Origin of the sequence: Polaromonas sp. DSP2-3-2b2 (genome assembly GCF_049895905.1) — a bacterium.
Classification (GTDB): domain Bacteria; phylum Pseudomonadota; class Gammaproteobacteria; order Burkholderiales; family Burkholderiaceae_C; genus Polaromonas.
In genome coordinates, this window is sequence record NZ_JAFCTH010000003.1 from 20,496 (window position 1) to 37,693 (window position 17,198).

19 protein-coding genes are annotated in these 17,198 nt (G+C 65.8%); 15 read left to right on the forward strand and 4 right to left on the reverse strand.

All coding sequences use genetic code 11. The annotated features are described in order from the left end of the window. Positions 1-45: 45 nt before the first annotated feature. Both pyk and ACP7AD_RS03970 read left to right on the forward strand, forming a co-directional pair. On the forward strand, positions 46-1,479 hold the full coding sequence (pyk, locus tag ACP7AD_RS03965; RefSeq protein ID WP_426148094.1) for a pyruvate kinase: 1,434 nt from the start codon (positions 46-48) through the stop codon (positions 1,477-1,479). A gap of 47 nt (positions 1,480-1,526) precedes the next feature. Next, complete coding sequence (locus ACP7AD_RS03970; RefSeq protein WP_426148095.1) at positions 1,527-2,396, forward strand: alpha/beta hydrolase; 870 nt, start codon at positions 1,527-1,529, stop codon at positions 2,394-2,396. On the opposite strand, the gene ACP7AD_RS03975 is transcribed toward ACP7AD_RS03970, so the two are convergent. Further along, entirely contained in the window at positions 2,338-3,075 is a 738-nt protein-coding gene (locus ACP7AD_RS03975) for a phosphatase PAP2 family protein (protein ID WP_426148096.1), read from the reverse strand. The two genes, ACP7AD_RS03970 and ACP7AD_RS03975, sit on opposite strands and share 59 nt — an antisense overlap. Before the next feature lie 93 nt (positions 3,076-3,168). On the opposite strand from ACP7AD_RS03975, the gene ACP7AD_RS03980 reads away from it, so the two are divergent. The 6 genes from ACP7AD_RS03980 to ACP7AD_RS04005 all read left to right on the forward strand — a co-directional run bounded on the left by ACP7AD_RS03980 (position 3,169) and on the right by ACP7AD_RS04005 (position 8,100). Then, positions 3,169-3,861 carry a response regulator gene (locus ACP7AD_RS03980; protein WP_426148097.1) on the forward strand — a complete coding sequence of 231 codons (693 nt, stop codon included), beginning with the start codon at positions 3,169-3,171 and terminating at the stop codon, positions 3,859-3,861. Then, positions 3,858-5,228 carry a sensor histidine kinase gene (locus ACP7AD_RS03985; RefSeq protein ID WP_426148098.1) on the forward strand — a complete coding sequence of 457 codons (1,371 nt, stop codon included), beginning with the start codon at positions 3,858-3,860 and terminating at the stop codon, positions 5,226-5,228. Before ACP7AD_RS03980 ends, ACP7AD_RS03985 begins: the two co-directional genes overlap by 4 nt. 156 nt (positions 5,229-5,384) lie before the next feature. Then, the gene (gene fba / locus ACP7AD_RS03990) at positions 5,385-6,449 is read left to right on the forward strand and encodes a class II fructose-bisphosphate aldolase (protein WP_426148099.1); all 1,065 of its coding nucleotides are present in this window, start codon (positions 5,385-5,387) and stop codon (positions 6,447-6,449) included. A gap of 103 nt (positions 6,450-6,552) precedes the next feature. Further along, positions 6,553-7,470: a phosphoribosylaminoimidazolesuccinocarboxamide synthase gene (locus ACP7AD_RS03995; RefSeq protein WP_426148100.1), complete on the forward strand. Its 918-nt coding sequence runs from the start codon at positions 6,553-6,555 to the stop codon at positions 7,468-7,470. A gap of 58 nt (positions 7,471-7,528) precedes the next feature. After that, on the forward strand, positions 7,529-7,810 hold the full coding sequence (locus ACP7AD_RS04000; RefSeq protein WP_426148101.1) for a CopG family ribbon-helix-helix protein: 282 nt from the start codon (positions 7,529-7,531) through the stop codon (positions 7,808-7,810). Continuing rightward, complete coding sequence (locus ACP7AD_RS04005; protein WP_426148102.1) at positions 7,807-8,100, forward strand: type II toxin-antitoxin system RelE/ParE family toxin; 294 nt, start codon at positions 7,807-7,809, stop codon at positions 8,098-8,100. The genes ACP7AD_RS04000 and ACP7AD_RS04005 overlap by 4 nt, the downstream gene beginning before the upstream one ends. 30 nt (positions 8,101-8,130) lie before the next feature. On the opposite strand, the gene trxA is transcribed toward ACP7AD_RS04005, so the two are convergent. Further along, positions 8,131-9,024: a thioredoxin gene (gene trxA, locus ACP7AD_RS04010; RefSeq protein WP_426148103.1), complete on the reverse strand. Its 894-nt coding sequence runs from the start codon at positions 9,022-9,024 to the stop codon at positions 8,131-8,133. A gap of 218 nt (positions 9,025-9,242) precedes the next feature. On the opposite strand from trxA, the gene purE reads away from it, so the two are divergent. Genes purE through ACP7AD_RS04025 form a run of 3 tightly spaced genes read left to right on the forward strand, consistent with a single transcriptional unit; the run spans position 9,243 to position 11,973 of the window. Continuing rightward, the gene (gene purE / locus ACP7AD_RS04015; RefSeq protein ID WP_426148104.1) at positions 9,243-9,752 is read left to right on the forward strand and encodes a 5-(carboxyamino)imidazole ribonucleotide mutase; all 510 of its coding nucleotides are present in this window, start codon (positions 9,243-9,245) and stop codon (positions 9,750-9,752) included. Continuing rightward, entirely contained in the window at positions 9,749-10,993 is a 1,245-nt protein-coding gene (locus ACP7AD_RS04020) for a 5-(carboxyamino)imidazole ribonucleotide synthase (RefSeq protein WP_426148105.1), read from the forward strand. Before purE ends, ACP7AD_RS04020 begins: the two co-directional genes overlap by 4 nt. Further along, on the forward strand, positions 10,990-11,973 hold the full coding sequence (locus ACP7AD_RS04025) for an L-threonylcarbamoyladenylate synthase (protein WP_426148106.1): 984 nt from the start codon (positions 10,990-10,992) through the stop codon (positions 11,971-11,973). Before ACP7AD_RS04020 ends, ACP7AD_RS04025 begins: the two co-directional genes overlap by 4 nt. A 13-nt stretch (positions 11,974-11,986) precedes the next feature. Here the strand turns inward: ACP7AD_RS04025 and ACP7AD_RS04030 are convergent, their stop codons facing one another. Then, positions 11,987-13,141, reverse strand: a complete 1,155-nt coding sequence (locus tag ACP7AD_RS04030) for a branched-chain amino acid ABC transporter substrate-binding protein (RefSeq protein WP_426148107.1) — start codon at positions 13,139-13,141, stop codon at positions 11,987-11,989. Between the two features lie 107 nt (positions 13,142-13,248). Here ACP7AD_RS04030 and ACP7AD_RS04035 point away from each other — a divergent pair, with 107 nt between their 5' ends. The 4 genes from ACP7AD_RS04035 to ACP7AD_RS04050 all read left to right on the forward strand — a co-directional run bounded on the left by ACP7AD_RS04035 (position 13,249) and on the right by ACP7AD_RS04050 (position 16,178). Continuing rightward, complete coding sequence (locus tag ACP7AD_RS04035; RefSeq protein ID WP_426148108.1) at positions 13,249-13,476, forward strand: SlyX family protein; 228 nt, start codon at positions 13,249-13,251, stop codon at positions 13,474-13,476. 170 nt (positions 13,477-13,646) lie between these two features. Beyond that, a complete protein-coding gene (locus ACP7AD_RS04040) occupies positions 13,647-14,069 on the forward strand; it encodes a CopG family transcriptional regulator (RefSeq protein WP_426148109.1) in 423 nt (140 codons plus the stop codon). A gap of 42 nt (positions 14,070-14,111) precedes the next feature. Continuing rightward, entirely contained in the window at positions 14,112-15,335 is a 1,224-nt protein-coding gene (locus ACP7AD_RS04045) for an extracellular catalytic domain type 1 short-chain-length polyhydroxyalkanoate depolymerase (protein ID WP_426148110.1), read from the forward strand. A 90-nt stretch (positions 15,336-15,425) separates the two neighbouring features. Beyond that, positions 15,426-16,178 carry a hypothetical protein gene (locus ACP7AD_RS04050; protein WP_426148111.1) on the forward strand — a complete coding sequence of 251 codons (753 nt, stop codon included), beginning with the start codon at positions 15,426-15,428 and terminating at the stop codon, positions 16,176-16,178. Between the two features lie 72 nt (positions 16,179-16,250). On the opposite strand, the gene ACP7AD_RS04055 is transcribed toward ACP7AD_RS04050, so the two are convergent. Then, a complete protein-coding gene (locus tag ACP7AD_RS04055; protein WP_426148112.1) occupies positions 16,251-17,147 on the reverse strand; it encodes a LysR family transcriptional regulator in 897 nt (298 codons plus the stop codon). Positions 17,148-17,198 lie beyond the last annotated feature (51 nt).

Sequence of the window (17,198 nt, forward strand, 5' to 3'; positions counted from 1 at the left end):
TTTCGTGTATAAACCGGAAACTAAATTACAAAAGGAGACACCTTCATGACGCGTCGCGCCACCAAAATCGTTGCCACCCTCGGTCCCGCTTCCAGCGACCCAGTGCTGCTGGAAAAAATGATCCGCGCTGGCGTCAACGTGGTGCGCCTGAACTTCAGCCACGGCAAGGCGCAGGACCATATCAACCTGGCCGCCGTGGTGCGCGAAGTGGCCCAGCGCGCCGGCCGCGAGGTCGCCATCATGGCCGACCTGCAGGGCCCGAAAATCCGCGTCGGCAAGTTCGCAGAGGGCAAAGTGATGCTTGTGCCGGGCGAGAAATTCATCCTCGACGCCTCGCGCACCGAGCCGGGCGATGTCAAGGGCGTCGGGCTCGACTACAAGGAACTGCCGCGCGATGTGAAAGCCGGCGACGTGCTGCTGCTCAACGACGGCCTGATCGTGTTGACCGTCGATGCGGTGCGCGGCGAGGAAGTCCACACCACCGTCAAGCTCGGCGGCGAGCTGTCGAACAACAAGGGCATCAACAAGCAGGGCGGCGGCCTGACCGCGCCGGCGCTGACAGCCAAGGACATGGACGACATCAAGACGGCCATGAGCTTTCAGGCCGACTACGTGGCGGTGAGCTTTCCGAAAAACGCCACCGACATGGAAATGGCGCGCCAGCTGTGCAACGTGGCCGCCGCGCCTTACCGGCACAAGCCCGGCCTGATCGCCAAGATCGAGCGCGCCGAGGCGATTCCGAAGCTGGAGGAAATCCTCAAGGTCAGCGACGGCATCATGGTGGCGCGCGGCGACCTGGCGGTCGAAGTCGGCAATGCGGCCGTGCCGGCGCTGCAAAAACGCATGATCAAGATGGCGCGCGCCGCCGACAAGGTCGTCATCACCGCCACGCAGATGATGGAAAGCATGATCCTGAATCCGGTGCCCACGCGCGCCGAGGTCAGCGACGTGGCCAATGCGGTGCTCGACGGCACCGATGCGGTGATGCTCAGCGCCGAAACCGCCGCCGGCCGCTTTCCGCTCGAAACCGTCGAGGAAATGGCGAAAATTTGCGAGGAAGCCGAAAAAGCCGAATACAAGGAACTGACCGGCGATTTCTCCGGCAAGAACTTTGCGCGCATTGACCAGTCGATTGCCATGGGCGCGCTGTTCACCGCTCATTACCTGGGAGCCAAGGCCATCGTGGCGCTGACCGACAGCGGCTCGACCGCGCTGTGGATGAGCCGCCACGACATCCATGTGCCGATCTACGCACTGACGCCGCGCCTGGAAACCCAGCGCAAGATGGCGATTTACCGCAACGTGCGCCCCATTCTTATGGACAGCAGCGCCGACCGCGACACCGCGCTGGAACAAGCTGAAAGCCACCTGCTGCGCCTGGACATCGTGCAAAGCGGCGACGTGTACGCCATCACCTGCGGCGAGCCGATGGGCGCGCCCGGCGGCACCAACATGCTGAAGATCTGCCGCGTGGCCTGAAGCCGCGCTGAATCCGTACGCACCGGCCGTGCGTATCACCGTGTTCCATGAACACATTCACTTCAAGATTGCCCCGGCGCTCGCTGCTGGCCATGCTGCCGGCGCTGCTCACCGCCTGCTCGGGCGCCGACCTGCTCAACGCCACCGTTTCCACCGACAGCTACCGGCGCATCGAGGGACTGGCTTATGGCGCCGATCCCCGCCTGCTGCTTGACGTGTACCAGCCGGCTGCGGGAATCCGAAATGCGCCGATGGTGGTGTTTTTCTATGGCGGCAGCTGGTCGTCGGGCGAGCGCGCAGATTACCGGTTTGTCGGCGAGGCGCTGGCCTCAACCGGCATCGTGGCGCTGGTCGCCGACTACCGGCTGAGCCCGGCCTTCCGCTACCCGGCCTTCGTGCAGGACAGCGCCAGCGCGGTTCGCTGGGCGGTTGACCATGCGGCCGAATTCGGCGCCGATGCGCGCCGGATTTTTGTCATGGGCCACAGCGCCGGCGCCTACAACGCCGCCATGGTCGCTCTGGACCCGCGCTGGCTGGCGGCGGTCGGCCTGGCGCCCGCGCAGCTGGCGGGCTGGATTGGTCTGGCCGGCCCCTATGATTTTCTGCCGATAGGCGACGCCCAGACCCGGGTCGCCTTCGACTGGCCGCAGACCTCGGCCGACAGCCAGCCGATCATCCATGCGTCCCGGGCCTCGCCGCCGGCGCTACTGCTGGCGCCGGCCGAAGACCGCGTGGTCAATCCGCAGCGCAGCACGGTGGCGATGGCGGCGCGGCTTCGGGCCAGCGGCGTGCGGGTCGAGTCCGAATTGTTCGCCGGCGTCAGCCACGTCACCTTGCTGGCGTCGATGGCGCAAGTGCTCAGAAGCCGGGCGCCGGTGCTGGCGCGCGTGGCCGGGTTTGTGCAATCAGCTGGCTGACCGCCGCATCCACGCCGGCCGCCACGCTCCAGCACAGCCAGGCGGTCCAGAAGGTGTGGCTCATGTAGTGGGCGCCGCGAACCTGCTGCGCCAGCCCGAAGACGAAGCCGGCCAGCATCGCCCCGGCCAGCCAGCGCCGGGCGGTTTGGGGAAGCACGTGCCTGAAGGCGAAAAATCCGCCGATGAAGGCAAAGCCCGCCGACGCATGGCCGGCCGGAAAGCAGCCGCCGCTGCCGCCATCGCGAATGCCCCAGGCCCAGTGCGACACATGCGTCGCCACGCCGCCGAAGTCCTGCAGATCCCAGGGGCAGCTGGTGTGGCTGTACAGCTTGAGGGTCGAGACGGTCAGCAGCGCGGCCAGCGTTGTCAAGGCCAGTTGCACCCGCCGCGCCATCGGCAGGCGTTTGAGGCTGCCCAGGGGCAGGAAGATGCCGACCAGCAGGAACAACTCCAGCACCCAGGGCCATGGCCGCATGTCGTCATGCAGCAGGTTGCGCCACAGCCAGTGGCTTTCCAGCGCAAAGCCGCCGGCAGCGCCGAACCAGTGCGCCATGGCCAGGTCAAGGCTGGAGTAATCCCAGATCAGCAGCAGCAACAGGCTGCCCAGGGTCCAGCGTAAAAAGTGTGTGCGGGGCGAGGGTACGGGAAACAGCAGGTAAGACATGTGGGCTTTTGGCATATCGGGTTCCGCGAAGGTAACGGCCATGCCTTAAGTCACTCTTAACGACCGGCGATACCCTGAAAAATAAGTGGCGGACGCGACAATAGGCGCATGAGAATCCTGGTGGTTGAAGACGACACGGGCATCGCCCTGGGCCTGAAGTCCAGTTTGCAGCAGCGCGGCTATGCGGTCGATGTGTGCGGCACGCTGCGCAGCGCCTGGGCGGCCCTGCGCAGCGAGGCGTTCGACCTGGTGCTGCTGGACCTGGGCCTGCCCGACGGCGACGGCAGCCAGCTGGTGCAGCGCATTCGGCAGGCGCCGGCAGCCGCAGGCGGCCTGCCCGACACCCTGACGCCGGTCCTGATCATGACCGCCCGCGACCAGGTCGCCGACCGCATCCTCGGGCTGAACCTGGGCGCCGACGACTACCTCGTCAAGCCGTGTGACCTGGACGAGCTGGAAGCCCGGATGCGCGCATTGCTGCGCCGTTCCGGGGGGCGCGCCCACCCGCTGCTGGTGCATGGCGCACTGGTGATCGACCCGGCAGCGCACACCGTGCTGCGCGCCGGCCAGCCGGTGGAGCTGACACCGCGCGAGTTTGCCCTGCTGCTGCTGCTGCTGGAGTCGCGCGGCCGGGTGCTGTCGCGCCAGCAACTGGAGGCGCGGCTTTACAACTGGCAGGATGCCGTGGGCAGCAATGCGGTCGAAGTCCATGTCCACCACCTGCGCCGCAAGATCGGCGACAACGTGATCCAGACGCTGCGCGGCGTCGGCTACTTCATTCCCCGGGACGACGCGCCATGACGCCGCCCGCAGGCCGCCAGGCCTCGCTGACGCGCCGCCTGCTGCTCGGCGTGCTGGCGGCGCTGCTGCTGGTGTGGGCCGGGTTTTTTGCCGTTGGCCACCGCACCGGCATTCACGAGGCCGACGAGCTGACCGACGGCCATCTGGCGGGAACAGCGGCGCTGCTGCTGACGCTGGACCTGCCGCCCTTCACGGGAAATTCCCTGGAGCCGAACCGCCAGGCCAACCTCGGCATGGCCCGGCCGGCGCTGGCCAGCCTGAAGCACCACGATTACCAGTTTTCCCTGAGCGTGCTGGTGCGCGACGCGGCCGGCCATCTGCTGGCGCGCTCGGGCGAGGCGCCGGTGCCGCCTTTTGTCCAGCGCGACGGTTTTGCCGACCTGCGGCTGGGAAGCCCGGCCATCGCCTGGCGCAGCTTTTCGCAATGGGATGCCGCGCACAGCCGGCAGGTGATGGTGCTGGTGAAGTTCGAGGAGCGCGAGGCACTGGCCGAGGATGTGGCCGCCCAGCTGGCCGAGCCCGTCCTGTGGCTGCTGCCGGTGGTGGCGCTGGCGCTGGGCGCGGCCATTTTGCGCGGCCTGCGGCCGCTCCAGGCGCTCTCGCGCGATGTCGAGGCGCTGGAGGTGGACCAGGCCGAGCGCCTGCAGGCCCGCCATCCCTACCGCGAATTCAATTCGGTGGTGCGCTCCATCAACCGGCTGCTGGGCCAGCAGCAGGCCGCACTGGAGCGCGAGCGCCAGCTGGCCAGTGAAATCGCCCACGAACTGCGAACCCCGCTGTCGTCGATTGCCCTGCAGGCCGCATCGCTTCGCGGCACCTTGCCCAAAGAGGCGCAAGCTGCAGCTCTGCAGCAGATCAGCGCCGATGCGCTGCGCGCCGGCCATGTCATCAGCCAGCTGCTGGCGCTGGCGCGCACCGGCCAGGCCGGCATGCAGCAGGCGCTGGTGCCGCTGGACCTGGCCACGCTTGCGCGCGAGGTCGTGGCCGGCTATGCGCAGGCGGCCTGGCAAAGCGGGCATCAGTTGAGCGTGCAGGGGGCTGAACGCCAAACCGTGCTGGCGCATCCGCTGCTGCTGGAACTGGCCTTGCGCAACCTGGTTGACAACGCCCTGCAGCACACCGCCCGGGGCACGGCCGTGTGCGTGCAGTGGGGCAGCGATGCGGGCCATGCCTGGCTGCAGGTGTGCGACGACGGCCAGGGCGGCCACGACGCGCCGGCCGCCGCCCCGGCCTTCACCGACCGGCTGGGCCTGGGCCACAAGATCGTCGGCCGGGTCATGGATATTCATGGCGGCAGCTTCGCGCAGCACGCGGCGGCGGCGCCGTTCAAGCGGTGTTATCGGCTGTGTTTTCCGGCGGTTTCATGACCTGACGGCCACCTAACGGACTATTGGCAAACAGTAGAATGAAGGTTAAGGTTACCGTGCGGTTACCGCAGGCCAACGTGGCGGCGCCTGCTGCGCCGCCCAGCCACGTACACCACCGTTTTCTTCAGCTTTTTAACTTTCCGGAGACTCTCAATCATGGCACTCGTTTCGATGCGCGAACTGCTGGACCACGCCGCCGCCAATGGCTACGGCATTCCGGCTTTCAACGTGAACAACCTGGAGCAGGTCCAGGCCGTGATGGCCGCCGCCGACGAGGTCGGCGCGCCGGTCATCCTGCAGGCCAGCGCCGGCGCGCGCAAGTATGCGGGCGAGGCCTTCATCAAGCACCTGATCCTGGCAGCCGTCGAGGCTTATCCGCACATTCCGCTGGTGATGCACCAGGACCACGGCCAGAGCCCGGCCGTCTGCCAGGGCGCGATCGACCTGGGCTTCAGCTCGGTGATGATGGACGGTTCGCTGGAAGCCGACGGCAAGACCATCGCCAGCTTTGACTACAACGTCGAGGTCACCCGCAAGGTGGTCGCGATGGCGCACGCCACCGGCGTGTCGGTCGAAGGCGAATTGGGTTGCCTGGGCAGCCTGGAAACCATGCAGGGCGACAAGGAAGACGGCCACGGCACGGACGCCGTGATGACGCACGACCAGCTGCTGACCGACCCCGAGGAAGCCGCCGAGTTCGTCAAGCGCACCCAATTAGATGCGCTGGCGATTGCCATCGGCACCAGCCACGGCGCCTACAAGTTCACCCGCAAGCCCACCGGCGACATCCTGGCCATCGAGCGCGTCAAGGAAATCCACCGCCGAATTCCCAACACCCACTTGGTGATGCACGGCTCGTCCAGCGTGCCGCAGGACCTGCTGGCGCTGATCAACCAGTACGGCGGCCACATGAAGGAAACCTACGGCGTGCCGGTCGAGGAAATCCAGAAAGCCATCCAGTTCGGCGTGCGCAAGATCAACATCGACACCGACATCCGGCTGGCCATGACCGCCGCGGTGCGCAAGTTCCTGGCCGAGAACCCCGACAAGTTCGATGCCCGGGAATGGCTCAAGCCCGCTAGAGAAGCCGCCAAGGCGATCTGCAAGCAGCGCTACATCGAGTTCGGCTGCGAAGGCCAGGCCGGCAAGATCAAGGGCCAGAGCCTGTCCGTCATGGCAGCCCAGTACGCCAAGGGCGAGCTGGCCCAGGTCGTTCAATAAAAAAGTGCCCGTGCGATCCGCTTTGCCGGATTGGCGATAATTCAAAGCCCGTGGTGGACCCAGGTCGCACGGGCTTTTTCACTTTTCCAACCCGCAGACCCGCATGACCACCACGAACTCCGTACTTCACACCTCGGCCTTGACTTCCCTGCCTTTGCTCGCGCGCGGCAAGGTGCGTGACAACTATGCCGTGGGCCAGGACCGGCTGCTGATGGTCGCCAGCGACCGCCTGAGCGCCTTCGACGTGATTCTGGGCGAGCCGATTCCCGGCAAGGGGGCGCTGCTCACGCAGATGGCGCTGTTCTGGTTCGGCAAGCTGGGCAGCATCTGCCCCAATCACCTGACCGGCGAAGCGCCCGAGAGCGTGGTCACGCCGGCTGAAATTCCACAAGTCACCGGCCGCTCGATGCTGGTCAAGCGCCTCAAGCCGATTCCGGTCGAAGCCGTGGTGCGCGGCTACCTGGCCGGCAGCGGCTGGGCCGAATACCAGCAGAGCCAGTCGGTCTGCGGCGTGGCGCTGCCCGCCGGCCTGCAAAACGCCAGCAAGCTGCCCGAGCCCATCTTCACGCCCGCCGCTAAGGCCGAGGCCGGCGAGCACGACGAAAACATCAGCTACGAGCAGGTGGTCAAGGTGGTCGGTCCCGAGCTGGCCGCGCAGATCAAGAAGCTCAGCATCGAAATTTACGAAACTGCCGCTGCCTTTGCCTTGACCAAGGGCATCATCATTGCCGACACCAAGTTCGAGTTCGGCCTGGACGAGCAAGGCACCTTGACGCTGATGGACGAAGTGCTGACGCCCGATTCGTCGCGCTACTGGCCGGTCGAAGGCTACGAAGCGGCCTTTGCGCTAGGTGCGAACCCGCCGAGCTACGACAAGCAGTTCGTGCGCGACTGGCTCGAAGCCGTGCGCATCAACGGCAAGCCCTGGGACAAGACCCCGCCGTCGCCGCACCTGCCGCCCGACGTGACAGCCAAGACCGCCGCCAAGTACCAGGAGGCGATGGCGCGGCTGACGGCTTGAGGGGTGTTCCTGTTTGTGTCACACTTGTAGTACAAGTTTGACGCCAAAGGAATTCATCATGTCCACCACCACCCTGCGCATTGAAGACACCTTGCGCGAACGCATCGCCCGGCTGGCGCAGGCCTCTGGCCAGACGCCGCATAACTTCATGCTCGAAGCGCTGGCGCAAAAGGTTGATGAAGCCGAATGGAAACTGTCCATGCAACGTGAAGCGCAGCAGCGCGATGCCGCCTTGCAGGCCGGCGAGCCGGGCATGGAATGGCATGAAATGCGCACCTACCTGCGCGACCGCCTCAGCGCCCATGCCGCGTCCGGCAAGCCTTCGTCAGACCAGCGGTGAGCCGGGTCGTTCTGGCCCCGCAGGTCAGGGCCGATTTCGACCGGATTTTCGATTTTCTTTTTGTGTACGCGCCCGGCTCTGCCGCCGCGCGCATCGGAAGCATCATCGCGGCCATTGATATCCTGGAAACCAGCCCCCTGATTGGGCGGCCGGTGGCCTTCGGTCAGCGCGAACTGGTGATTGCCAGCGGCAGCAGCGGCTATCTGGCGCTGTACCGCTACGATCCGGCACTGGACACTGCCTTCGTGCTGGCGGTGCGCAGCCAGCGCGAGCGGGATTACAAGCGGTAAGCGCGGTCGCGCAGCCTCAAGCTCGGCGCTTCAGCTCAGCACCACGCTGCTCAACCGCCGCCGGTAGCTGGCCACCGCTTTGTCTTCCGGCGGAATCTGGCCGTCGGCGACCTTGGGCTTGGGCGCTTCCATGATGTCCAGCACGGCGATGTAGGTCTTGCGCGCCAGGCCGTCGTTCCACGCCTTGTCGCGCATCAGGATTTCCAGCAGTTCGTCCAGCGCGTCGGTCCAGCGCTGGCCGGCCATCAGCACTCTAGCCTTGTCGAATCTGGCGTAAAAATCGCGCTTGTTGGCAGTTATTTTTGAATCAAATGTGGTATTTGCGCTTGCTGCGTCTGCATGAGCTGCTACAAAATCAAGAGCATCCATCCAGCGCTTGAGCGAATCGAAGCGGCGCACCGTGGCGGTTTGCGCAATCACCGGCGCGAAGGCCACCTTGGCATCGTCCTCGCGGCCCAGGCTCAGCAGCTGCTTGACATAGTCGAAGCGGGCATGGTCGTCTAGCGGATTCGTCGCGACCGCCTGCTGCAGCCTTTCAAGCACGGCTTCGGGGGCGTTGTCCAAAATAGCCTCTTCCTCGGGCGGCGCTTCTTCCGGGGCGGGCGGCAAGTGCTTGTCGAGGAATTCCTTGATCTTGCCTTCACTCAAGGCGCCCGTGAAGCCATCGACCGGCTGGCCGTTCATCAGCAGGATGCAGGTCGGAATGCTGCGGATGCCGAAGGCCTCGCCCAGCTGCTGCTCCTGGTCGGAGTCGATCTTGACCAGCTTGAAGCGCCCGGCATAGGCCACCTCGACCTTTTCCAGAATCGGGCCGAGCGACTTGCACGGGCCGCACCACGGCGCCCAGAAATCAATCAGAACGGGCGTGGTCATGGAAGCGGCAATGACTTCCTCCTGAAAATTGGCGATGGTGACGTCGATCATGGTGTGAAGAGAATAGGGGTTGGATCAAAGGGTTTCAAGCCAGCGCCCTGGAGTCCCGAAAAGGGTGCGCGGGCGCCGGCGCTGGCGGCAGTCAGCACGATAGCATGCAAGCCACGGCCGGCCGCTGCGCCGGGGCATGGCCTGGCCCGCAGCCACAGCCCTTAAAATCACGCCTTACCGGCCCGCAGCCCTTCAGATACCTCAGCACTCCAATCCATATGACGACAACAAACAATCCGGCAACGCCCCTGGTGGGCGTGGTGATGGGCTCCAGCAGCGACTGGGACACGATGCAGCACGCCGTGCAGATCCTGACGCAGTTTGGCGTGGCGCACGATGCGCGCGTGGTGTCGGCGCACCGCATGCCCGACGACCTGTTCGCCTATGCCGAAGCCGCCGCTGGCCGGGGATTGCAGGCGATCATTGCCGGCGCCGGCGGCGCGGCGCATTTGCCGGGCATGCTGGCGGCCAAGACCATCGTTCCGGTACTCGGCGTTCCGGTCGCCAGCCGGCATTTGCAGGGCGTCGATTCGCTGCACAGCATCGTGCAGATGCCCAAGGGGATTCCGGTCGCGACGTTTGCGATTGGCCATGCGGGCGCAGCCAATGCGGCGCTGTTTGCCGTCGCCATGCTGGCATTGCATGACCCGGCGCTGGCTGAAAAGCTGCACGCCTTTCGCACCGAACAGACCGCTGCCGCGCGCGCCATGACGCTGCCTCCGGTATGACCATGCCGTCCGAATTTCCGATTTTCCCCGGCACCTTTGACGCCGCCGGCCGCCCCGCCACGCTCGGCGTGATGGGCGGCGGCCAGTTAGGGCGCATGTTCGTGCATGCCGCGCAGCGCCTGGGCTACTTCACTGCGGTGCTTGACCCGGACCCGCAAAGCCCGGCCGGCCGGGTCAGCCACCACCATATTCCCTTTGCCTACGACGACGCGCAAGGGCTGGCGCAGCTGGCCGCCGTGTGCGCGGCCGTCACCACTGAATTCGAGAATGTGCCGGCCAGCGCCTTGCAGACGCTGGCCGGCAGTTGCCCGGTCGCGCCTGGCGCCGCCGCCGTGGCGATTGCGCAGGACCGCGTCCAGGAAAAATCGCATTTCACCGCCAGCGCCGATGAATCGGGGGTGATGGCCGGCGTGACCTGCGCGCCTTACGCCGTCATTGAAACGCCCGGCCAGCTCCAGGCCGTGCCGGCCGACCTGCTGCCCGGCATTTTGAAGACCGCGCGCATGGGCTACGACGGCAAGGGCCAGATGCGTGTCAAGGACAGGGCCGAGCTGGCGGCGGCCTGGGACGAGCTGGAGCATGTAGCCTGCGTGCTGGAGAAAATGCTGCCGCTGCAAGCCGAATGCTCGGTGATCGTGGCGCGCGGCTGGGATGGCGCCATCGTGGCGTTTCCGCCGCAGCGCAACGTGCATGTGGACGGCATCCTGGCCGTGACTGAGGTTTATGAAGGAAATATGTCTCCCGCGCTTGCTGCACGGGCACAAGCAGCTACCAAAGCCATAGCACATCACATCGGCTACGTCGGTGTGCTGTGCGTCGAGTTCTTCGTCATCGACGACGGCAGCGAAGACGGCGCGCTGGTGGTCAACGAGATGGCGCCGCGCCCTCACAACAGCGGCCACTACACCATGGACGCCTGCGACGTGTCGCAGTTCGACTTGCAGGTCCATGCCATGGCCGGCTTGCCGCTGCCCGCGCCGCGCCAGCATTCGCCGGCGATCATGCTCAATTTGCTCGGCGATGTCTGGTTCGACGCGGCTGGCAACGCGCGTACGCCCGACTGGCAGGCGGTGCTGGCGCTGCCCGGCGCGCACCTGCACCTGTACGGCAAAACCGAGGCGCGGCCGGGCCGCAAGATGGGCCACCTGACCATCACCGGCCTTGACGTGGCCGGCGTCAAGGCCACGGCGCGCCAGGCGGCAAGCATTCTGGGCCTGCCCGGTTTTGGGGACGCCGGATGATGCTTGCCGGCACCGACCCGCAGGCAATTGAGGACGCCGCCCGTGTCATCCAGGCTGGCGGGCTGGTCGGTTTTCCGACCGAAACGGTCTATGGCCTGGGCGCCGACGCGTCGAGCGACGACGCCGTGGCCGGCATTTTTGCGGCCAAGGGCCGGCCCGCCAACCATCCCTTGATCGTGCATGTGGCCGATGCCGCGCAGGTCAGCGACTTCGCCGCCAGCGTGCCGCCGTTTGCCGCGCGCTTGATGAAAGCTTTCTGGCCCGGACCGCTGACGGTGATCCTGCCGCGCCGCGACGGCGTGGCGACTGCGGCGGCCGGGGGCCAGGACTCGATTGGCCTGCGCTGCCCGGCGCATCCGGTGGCGCTGGCTTTCCTGAAGGCCTGTGGCACGGGTGTGGCGGGCCCGAGCGCCAACCGCTTCGGCCGCGTCAGCCCGACCAGCGCGCAGCATGTGGCGCAGGAGTTCGGCGACGCGCTCTTGGTGCTCGACGGCGGGCCGTGCGCGGTCGGCATTGAGTCGAGCATCGTCGATTGCACCCGGGGCCGGCCGGTGCTGCTGCGCCCCGGCGTGCTGACGCGCGCCCAGTTAGAGGCGGCTTGCGGCGAGCCGCTGCTGAACAAGGACGATGCGCAGGCGGCCGGCAAAGCGCCGCGCGCGCCCGGCACGCTGGAAGCGCATTACGCGCCCGACGCCAAGGTGCGCCTGATGGACGCTGGCGCCCTGCAAGCGGCGCTCGACCTGCTTGGCGCAGACGCGGCGCACATCGCGGTGTATGCCCGCAGCGCGCTCAGCATCAAGTCGCCCCAAATGCTCTACCGCCGCATGCCCGACGATGCCGCCGCCACCGCGCAGCAGCTGTTCGCCGTGCTGCGCGATTTCGACGCCCAGGGCGCCCGGCTGATCTGGATCGAGCAGCCGCCCGCCGGCATCGAGTGGGACGGCGTGCGCGACCGGCTGGGACGCGCTGCGGCCAGTTAAGCGCTGAAAACCCTTAGTTCAGCGCGGTCCGCACGTTGTTCTTGTAGGTGTAGAGCGTCACGGCCGGCTGGGTCAGTTCGCCGTTGGCGGTGAAGGCGATGCTGGCGGTCACGCCCTTGTACTGCGTCTTTCCAATGAAGGGCAGGTAAGTTTTCGGGTCCACCGAGTTGGCGCGTTTCATGGCATCGACCAGCACGAAGGTCGCGTCATAGGCATACGGGCTGTAGATCTGGAACTGGCCAGGGAAGCGGGCGTCGTACTTTTTCTTCCATTCGGCGCCGCCCTGCATTTTCTGGATCGAGGCGCCGCCGGTGGCGCAGGTCACGTTCCTGATGGGCGCGGCCTTGCTCGACAGGTCGGGCAGCTTTTCGGTGCACAGCGCATCGCCGCCGAAGAACTTCACTTCGGACAAGCCGAGCTGCGCCATCTGGCGCAGCATCGGGCCGGCCTGCGCATCGAGCCCGCCGAAGAACACCGCATCGGGCTTCCTGGCTTTGATGCCGGTCAGGATAGCCATGAAATCGGTGGCCTTGTCGGTGGTGAATTCCTCGCCGACCACCTCGATGCCTTTTTGCTTCGCCGTGGCCTTGAACACGTCAGCCAGGCCCTGGCCGTAGGCGGTGCGGTCGTCAATCACCGCGACCTTCTTGATCTTCAGCGCGTCGTGGGCAAAAATCGCCAGCGCCGCGCCCAGCGCGTTGTCGTTGGCGATCAGGCGAAAGCTGGTCTTGTAGCCCGGTTTCGTCAGGTCCGGATTCGTCGCCGACGCCGTGATGTTGGGAATGCCGCAGCGACTGTAGACCGTCGCGGCGGGAATCGACGTGCCCGACTGCAGGTGGCCGACCACGCCGGCCACCTTGGCGTCGCACAGCTTCTGGGCCACGGCGGTGGCCTGGCGCGGGTCGCCGGCATCGTCTTCGGCCACCAGTTCGAACTTGATCTTCTTGCCGCCGATCACCAGGTTCTGGGTGTTCAACTCGTCAATCGCCAGGTGCACGCCGTTTTCGGTGTCCTTGCCGATGTGTGCAATGCCGCCCGACGTGGGGCCGGCGTGGGCGATGCGAACGGTTTGCACTTCCTGGGCGTGGATCATCGGGGCGGCCAGGCACAAGGCGGCAGCGGCAAGGGCGATACGTGAACGGGCGGTCAGCAGGGACAGGACGGGCATGTCAAATCTTTCTGGCAAAGAGAAAAATTATAGGACGCCCGGTTTTGCCCCGCTACCCCCGGCCAGCGCAAGGGCCAGTCCGGGACCAATTCGTGTCCAATCAGCCCATGCAACCTACCGAACCCCACGACGCCATCGACCACCGCCTGACCGAGCTGGAAATCAAGGCCAGCTTCAACGAAGACCTGCTCGACCAACTGAACCAGGTCGTCATCCGCCAGCAGCAGCAGATCGACGCGCTGCTGCGCGAAGTCGAACGGCTGCGCCAGCAGATTCCGGATGCGGGCAACGGCGTTTTCAGCCGGGCCGGCGACGACCTGCCGCCGCATTATTGAGCGCCTGGCTGGCTTTCCGTCATTGAATTAATGATGGAACATGAACTTTGCGCAGTATTCATGGGCATGAGTAGCTATCAATATAGTAGTGACGTCTATGCGTATCCAGCAGGATGTAAAGAATAGAAACATCCATATACCATCCACTTGGATGGTTTTAAGATAATGTCATGCCACCAAGAACCGCCAACACCGTCGTCGTCACCAAGCCGGCTGACGAAAAAATCACCATCAACCTGGGCTATGTCGATCTGGGACAGATTGACTTGCTGGTGCAGGAAGGCTTTTACGCCAACCGCACCGACCTGATCCGCACCGCCATCCGCAACCAGCTGGCGGCGCATGCCGATGTGGTGAAACAGGTGGTGGCGCGCAAGACGCTGGTGCTCGGCATCCAGCATTTTTCCGCCGACGACCTGCGCGCCGTGCAGGCCTCTAGCGAAACCTTGCAGATCCGTGTGCTGGGCCTGGCCACCATCGCGCTTGACGTCACCCCCGAACTGGCGCTTGCCGCCATTGATTCGGTGGTGGTGCTGGGCGCGCTGCATGCCAGCCCGGCTGTGAAGGCGGCGCTAGCTGGCCGCATCCGCTGAATTCCATTGTCTTTTCTACCCTGTTCCCTGAAAGGAAACACCATGAACCCGAACCTTGAACGCATCCTGGCCGAAGCTTCCCGTCTGGCGCAAAACGCCATCCAGCAAGGACTGGCAGCGGCCAGCCAGCACACGGAGGGCGGCGGCGCGGCCGTGCTGCCGCAGCTGGCCGGCGCGCCCAAAAATACAGCCAATCCGATGAACAACCCGGCGTTCCAGAATTCCATGGCCGAGGCCACGCGCCTGATGCAAAGCGGCAACCTGCAGGCCGCCACCGCCGCGATCCAGGCCGCACTCAGCGGCGCTGCGGTGCCCGCCAGCGCCGACGATCTGAATGTCATCGACGTGGAAGCGCATGAAGTCGGCCGTGCAGCGCCGGCGCAGAAATCGTCCGAGCCAGCTGTCAAGCCCGGCCCCGCCGGCCAGTTCATCAGCGGCAGCCATAGCGAAGGAACGGCCGGCAGCCGCGACTACAAGCTCTACATTCCGCCGGCGTCCTTCACCGAACCCCTGCCGCTGGTGGTGATGCTGCACGGCTGCACGCAGAACCCGGACGACTTTGCGGCGGGCACCGGCATGAACGACGCGGCGCTGAAGCGCGGCTTCTATGTGCTGTATCCGTCGCAGACGCAGCATGCCAATTCGTCGCGCTGCTGGAACTGGTTCAAGCACAACCACCAAAAGCGCGGGCGGGGCGAGCCGGCGGTGCTGGCCGGCATGACGCGTGACGTGATGGCGCGTTACAACATCGACCCCAAGCGCGTCTATGTGGCGGGCCTGTCGGCTGGCGGCGCCATGGCGGCGATTTTGGGCGATGCTTACCCCGACCTGTTTGCCGCCGTCGGCGTGCATTCGGGCCTGGCCACCGGTTCGGCGACCAATGTGCAGACCGCGCTCAGCGTGATGCAGACCGGCGCAGCGCCAACTGCAGCGCGGACCACCGCCAGCCCGCCGACCATCGTCTTTCACGGCGACAAGGACGCGACCGTGAACCCGGTCAACGGCGAGCAGGTGCTGGCGGCCAGCGCCGGCGCCCACCAGCCGGAGACGAAACGCGCCAAAAGCGCCAACGGCCGCGACTACACCCAGCGCGTCTACAAGGCAGCGGGCGGTCGCGTGGTGGCCGAGCATTGGGCGGTGCACGGCGCCGGCCATGCCTGGTCGGGCGGCAGCGCGCGGGGTTCGTACACTGATGGCACCGGCCCCGATGCGTCCGAGGAAATGCTGCGCTTCTTCCTGGCGAACACGCTGCCTGCGAAGCATTGAAGGGCCGCATCGCCCGAGCCCGGGGCGCCATTCGCAAGACCCCGGTCTTATAGAATGGCGCCCCTTCCATTCCTGCCTGCCGGCCCCGCCATGAACATCACCGTCAACGAAGAACTGCTTGCCTACATCGACCCGCTGACGCCGGAAGAAAACGAAACCCTGGAGCGCAGCCTGCTGGCCGAGGGTTGCCGCGATGCGCTGGTGCTGTGGGGCGAGGTGCTGGTCGACGGCCACAACCGCCACCGCATCTGCACCCGGCACGGCATTCCCTTCAACACCGTCCAGAACACCCGCTTCACCTCGATTGACGACGTGCATCTGTGGATGATCGAGCAGCACCTGGGCCGGCGCAGCGTGTCCGATTTCCAGCGCGGCGTGCTGGCGCTGCGCAAAAAGGACATCTTGACCGCGCGCGTGCAGCCGGCGCCCGCCGAATCGTCCGGGTCCGAAGCTGCCCCGGTTGCTGCCAAGCCCGAACCCGTGCCGACGATGGGCGCCATCGCCAAGTCCGCGCGCATCAGCAATGCCACCATCCACCAGATCGAGAAGATCCAGAAGTCGGCCGCGCCCGAACTGGTCGCGGCGGTGAAGTCGGGAACGATCTCGATCAATGCGGCGGCCACCGTGGCGTCGCTGCCGGTGGAAGCGCAGGTGGCGGCGGTGGCCGGCGGCAAGAAAGAGCTGCAGCAGGCCGCCCGCCAGGTGCGCGAAAGCAAGGCCGTGGCCCGCACCGAGCCCGAAACGCCCGAAGGCGTGATTGCGCGGCTGCGCCAGACCATCACCGAACTGAGCGCCGAGAATACGGCGCTGAAGGCCAGGCTGGCCGGGCTGCTGAACGCCTGACCTGGCTCCTGGATTGCGCAGCCCATAGCCGAGCTGATCGGCAGCGCCTGGCGACTGGCGCCTGCTTTTCAGTCAGATGGCCAGCAAGTCACTGTCGCTTCGTTCAAACAACCCCTCGATCAGCGGGTGCTGGTACTGGCGCTTGACATTGATGGCGAAAAAGTTTTCCCACAGGTTGGGCAGGCGGCAATATTCCTGCAGCGTTCCGTTGCGAAGCTCGTCGCGCACCACCACCGTCGGGACCACCGCCGGCGCGGCGCTGGCCCGCGCAAGCACCCGGACCATGGCCATGTCATCGACTTCGGCCAATGCGGTGACGCGCAGTTTGTGTTGTTCGCACAGCAGGTCGAAAGCCGCCCGCAATTCGCTCTGCGGACTTGGCAGGATCAGGTTCAAGCCTTGCAGATCGTCCGGAAAGCGAAACGGCGCGGCAGCGCTGCGCGGCTGACCGACCAGGCTGACCTGCTGGCGCGCAATGCGCCGGCATTGCCCATGGTGCAGGCTGTCCGCATGCACCCGCTGGTTGGACAGCACCAGGTCCAGGCTGTGCGCTGCCAGCCGGGTGAGCATCTCGGGCAGGCTGCCTGACTGCAGCACCAGCGTCACGTCGCCGCGGCCCAGCAAGGGTTCGACAAAGCTTTCCTGAAAATTGCGGCTGAGCGTGGCCACCGCGCCGATGCGCAGCACCTGGCGCACCTGCAGCACGCCGTCGCGAAAGGTCGAGAGCAGTTCGCTGCCGCTGGCATGGATGGTTTCCGCATAGCCCAGGGCAATCCGGCCCGCCTCGGTGATCACCAGCCGGCGGCCCTGGCGGTCGAACAAGGCTTGTCCCAACTGCTCTTCGAGCTGGCGAATCTGGGTGGACAGGGCCGACTGCGACACATTGAGCTGCTGCGCGGCACGCGTCAGGTTGCCGGTGCGCGCAACCATCCGGAAGTAGTTGAGATGGTGGTAGTTCAAATGGGGCATGGCGGCTCTGCTTGTGTAGATTGTTCTGTTTAATAGAACGATATTAGACTA

What these genes read in the sequence shown, in the direction of transcription:
- ACP7AD_RS04040 (WP_426148109.1), top strand. Translation starts at nt 13,647, where the DNA reads ATGCCACCAAGAACCGCCAACACCGTCGTCGTCACCAAGCCGGCTGAC.
- ACP7AD_RS03970 (WP_426148095.1), top strand. Translation starts at nt 1,527, where the DNA reads ATGAACACATTCACTTCAAGATTGCCCCGGCGCTCGCTGCTGGCCATG.
- ACP7AD_RS03985 (WP_426148098.1), top strand. Translation starts at nt 3,858, where the DNA reads ATGACGCCGCCCGCAGGCCGCCAGGCCTCGCTGACGCGCCGCCTGCTG.
- ACP7AD_RS04000 (WP_426148101.1), top strand. Translation starts at nt 7,529, where the DNA reads ATGTCCACCACCACCCTGCGCATTGAAGACACCTTGCGCGAACGCATC.
- pyk (WP_426148094.1), top strand. Translation starts at nt 46, where the DNA reads ATGACGCGTCGCGCCACCAAAATCGTTGCCACCCTCGGTCCCGCTTCC.
- purE (WP_426148104.1), top strand. Translation starts at nt 9,243, where the DNA reads ATGACGACAACAAACAATCCGGCAACGCCCCTGGTGGGCGTGGTGATG.
- ACP7AD_RS04030 (WP_426148107.1), bottom strand. Translation starts at nt 13,141, where the DNA reads ATGCCCGTCCTGTCCCTGCTGACCGCCCGTTCACGTATCGCCCTTGCC.
- ACP7AD_RS04045 (WP_426148110.1), top strand. Translation starts at nt 14,112, where the DNA reads ATGAACCCGAACCTTGAACGCATCCTGGCCGAAGCTTCCCGTCTGGCG.
- fba (WP_426148099.1), top strand. Translation starts at nt 5,385, where the DNA reads ATGGCACTCGTTTCGATGCGCGAACTGCTGGACCACGCCGCCGCCAAT.
- ACP7AD_RS04025 (WP_426148106.1), top strand. Translation starts at nt 10,990, where the DNA reads ATGATGCTTGCCGGCACCGACCCGCAGGCAATTGAGGACGCCGCCCGT.
- ACP7AD_RS03995 (WP_426148100.1), top strand. Translation starts at nt 6,553, where the DNA reads ATGACCACCACGAACTCCGTACTTCACACCTCGGCCTTGACTTCCCTG.
- ACP7AD_RS04055 (WP_426148112.1), bottom strand. Translation starts at nt 17,147, where the DNA reads ATGCCCCATTTGAACTACCACCATCTCAACTACTTCCGGATGGTTGCG.
- ACP7AD_RS04035 (WP_426148108.1), top strand. Translation starts at nt 13,249, where the DNA reads ATGCAACCTACCGAACCCCACGACGCCATCGACCACCGCCTGACCGAG.
- ACP7AD_RS04020 (WP_426148105.1), top strand. Translation starts at nt 9,749, where the DNA reads ATGACCATGCCGTCCGAATTTCCGATTTTCCCCGGCACCTTTGACGCC.
- ACP7AD_RS03975 (WP_426148096.1), bottom strand. Translation starts at nt 3,075, where the DNA reads ATGCCAAAAGCCCACATGTCTTACCTGCTGTTTCCCGTACCCTCGCCC.
- ACP7AD_RS04050 (WP_426148111.1), top strand. Translation starts at nt 15,426, where the DNA reads ATGAACATCACCGTCAACGAAGAACTGCTTGCCTACATCGACCCGCTG.
- trxA (WP_426148103.1), bottom strand. Translation starts at nt 9,024, where the DNA reads ATGATCGACGTCACCATCGCCAATTTTCAGGAGGAAGTCATTGCCGCT.
- ACP7AD_RS03980 (WP_426148097.1), top strand. Translation starts at nt 3,169, where the DNA reads ATGAGAATCCTGGTGGTTGAAGACGACACGGGCATCGCCCTGGGCCTG.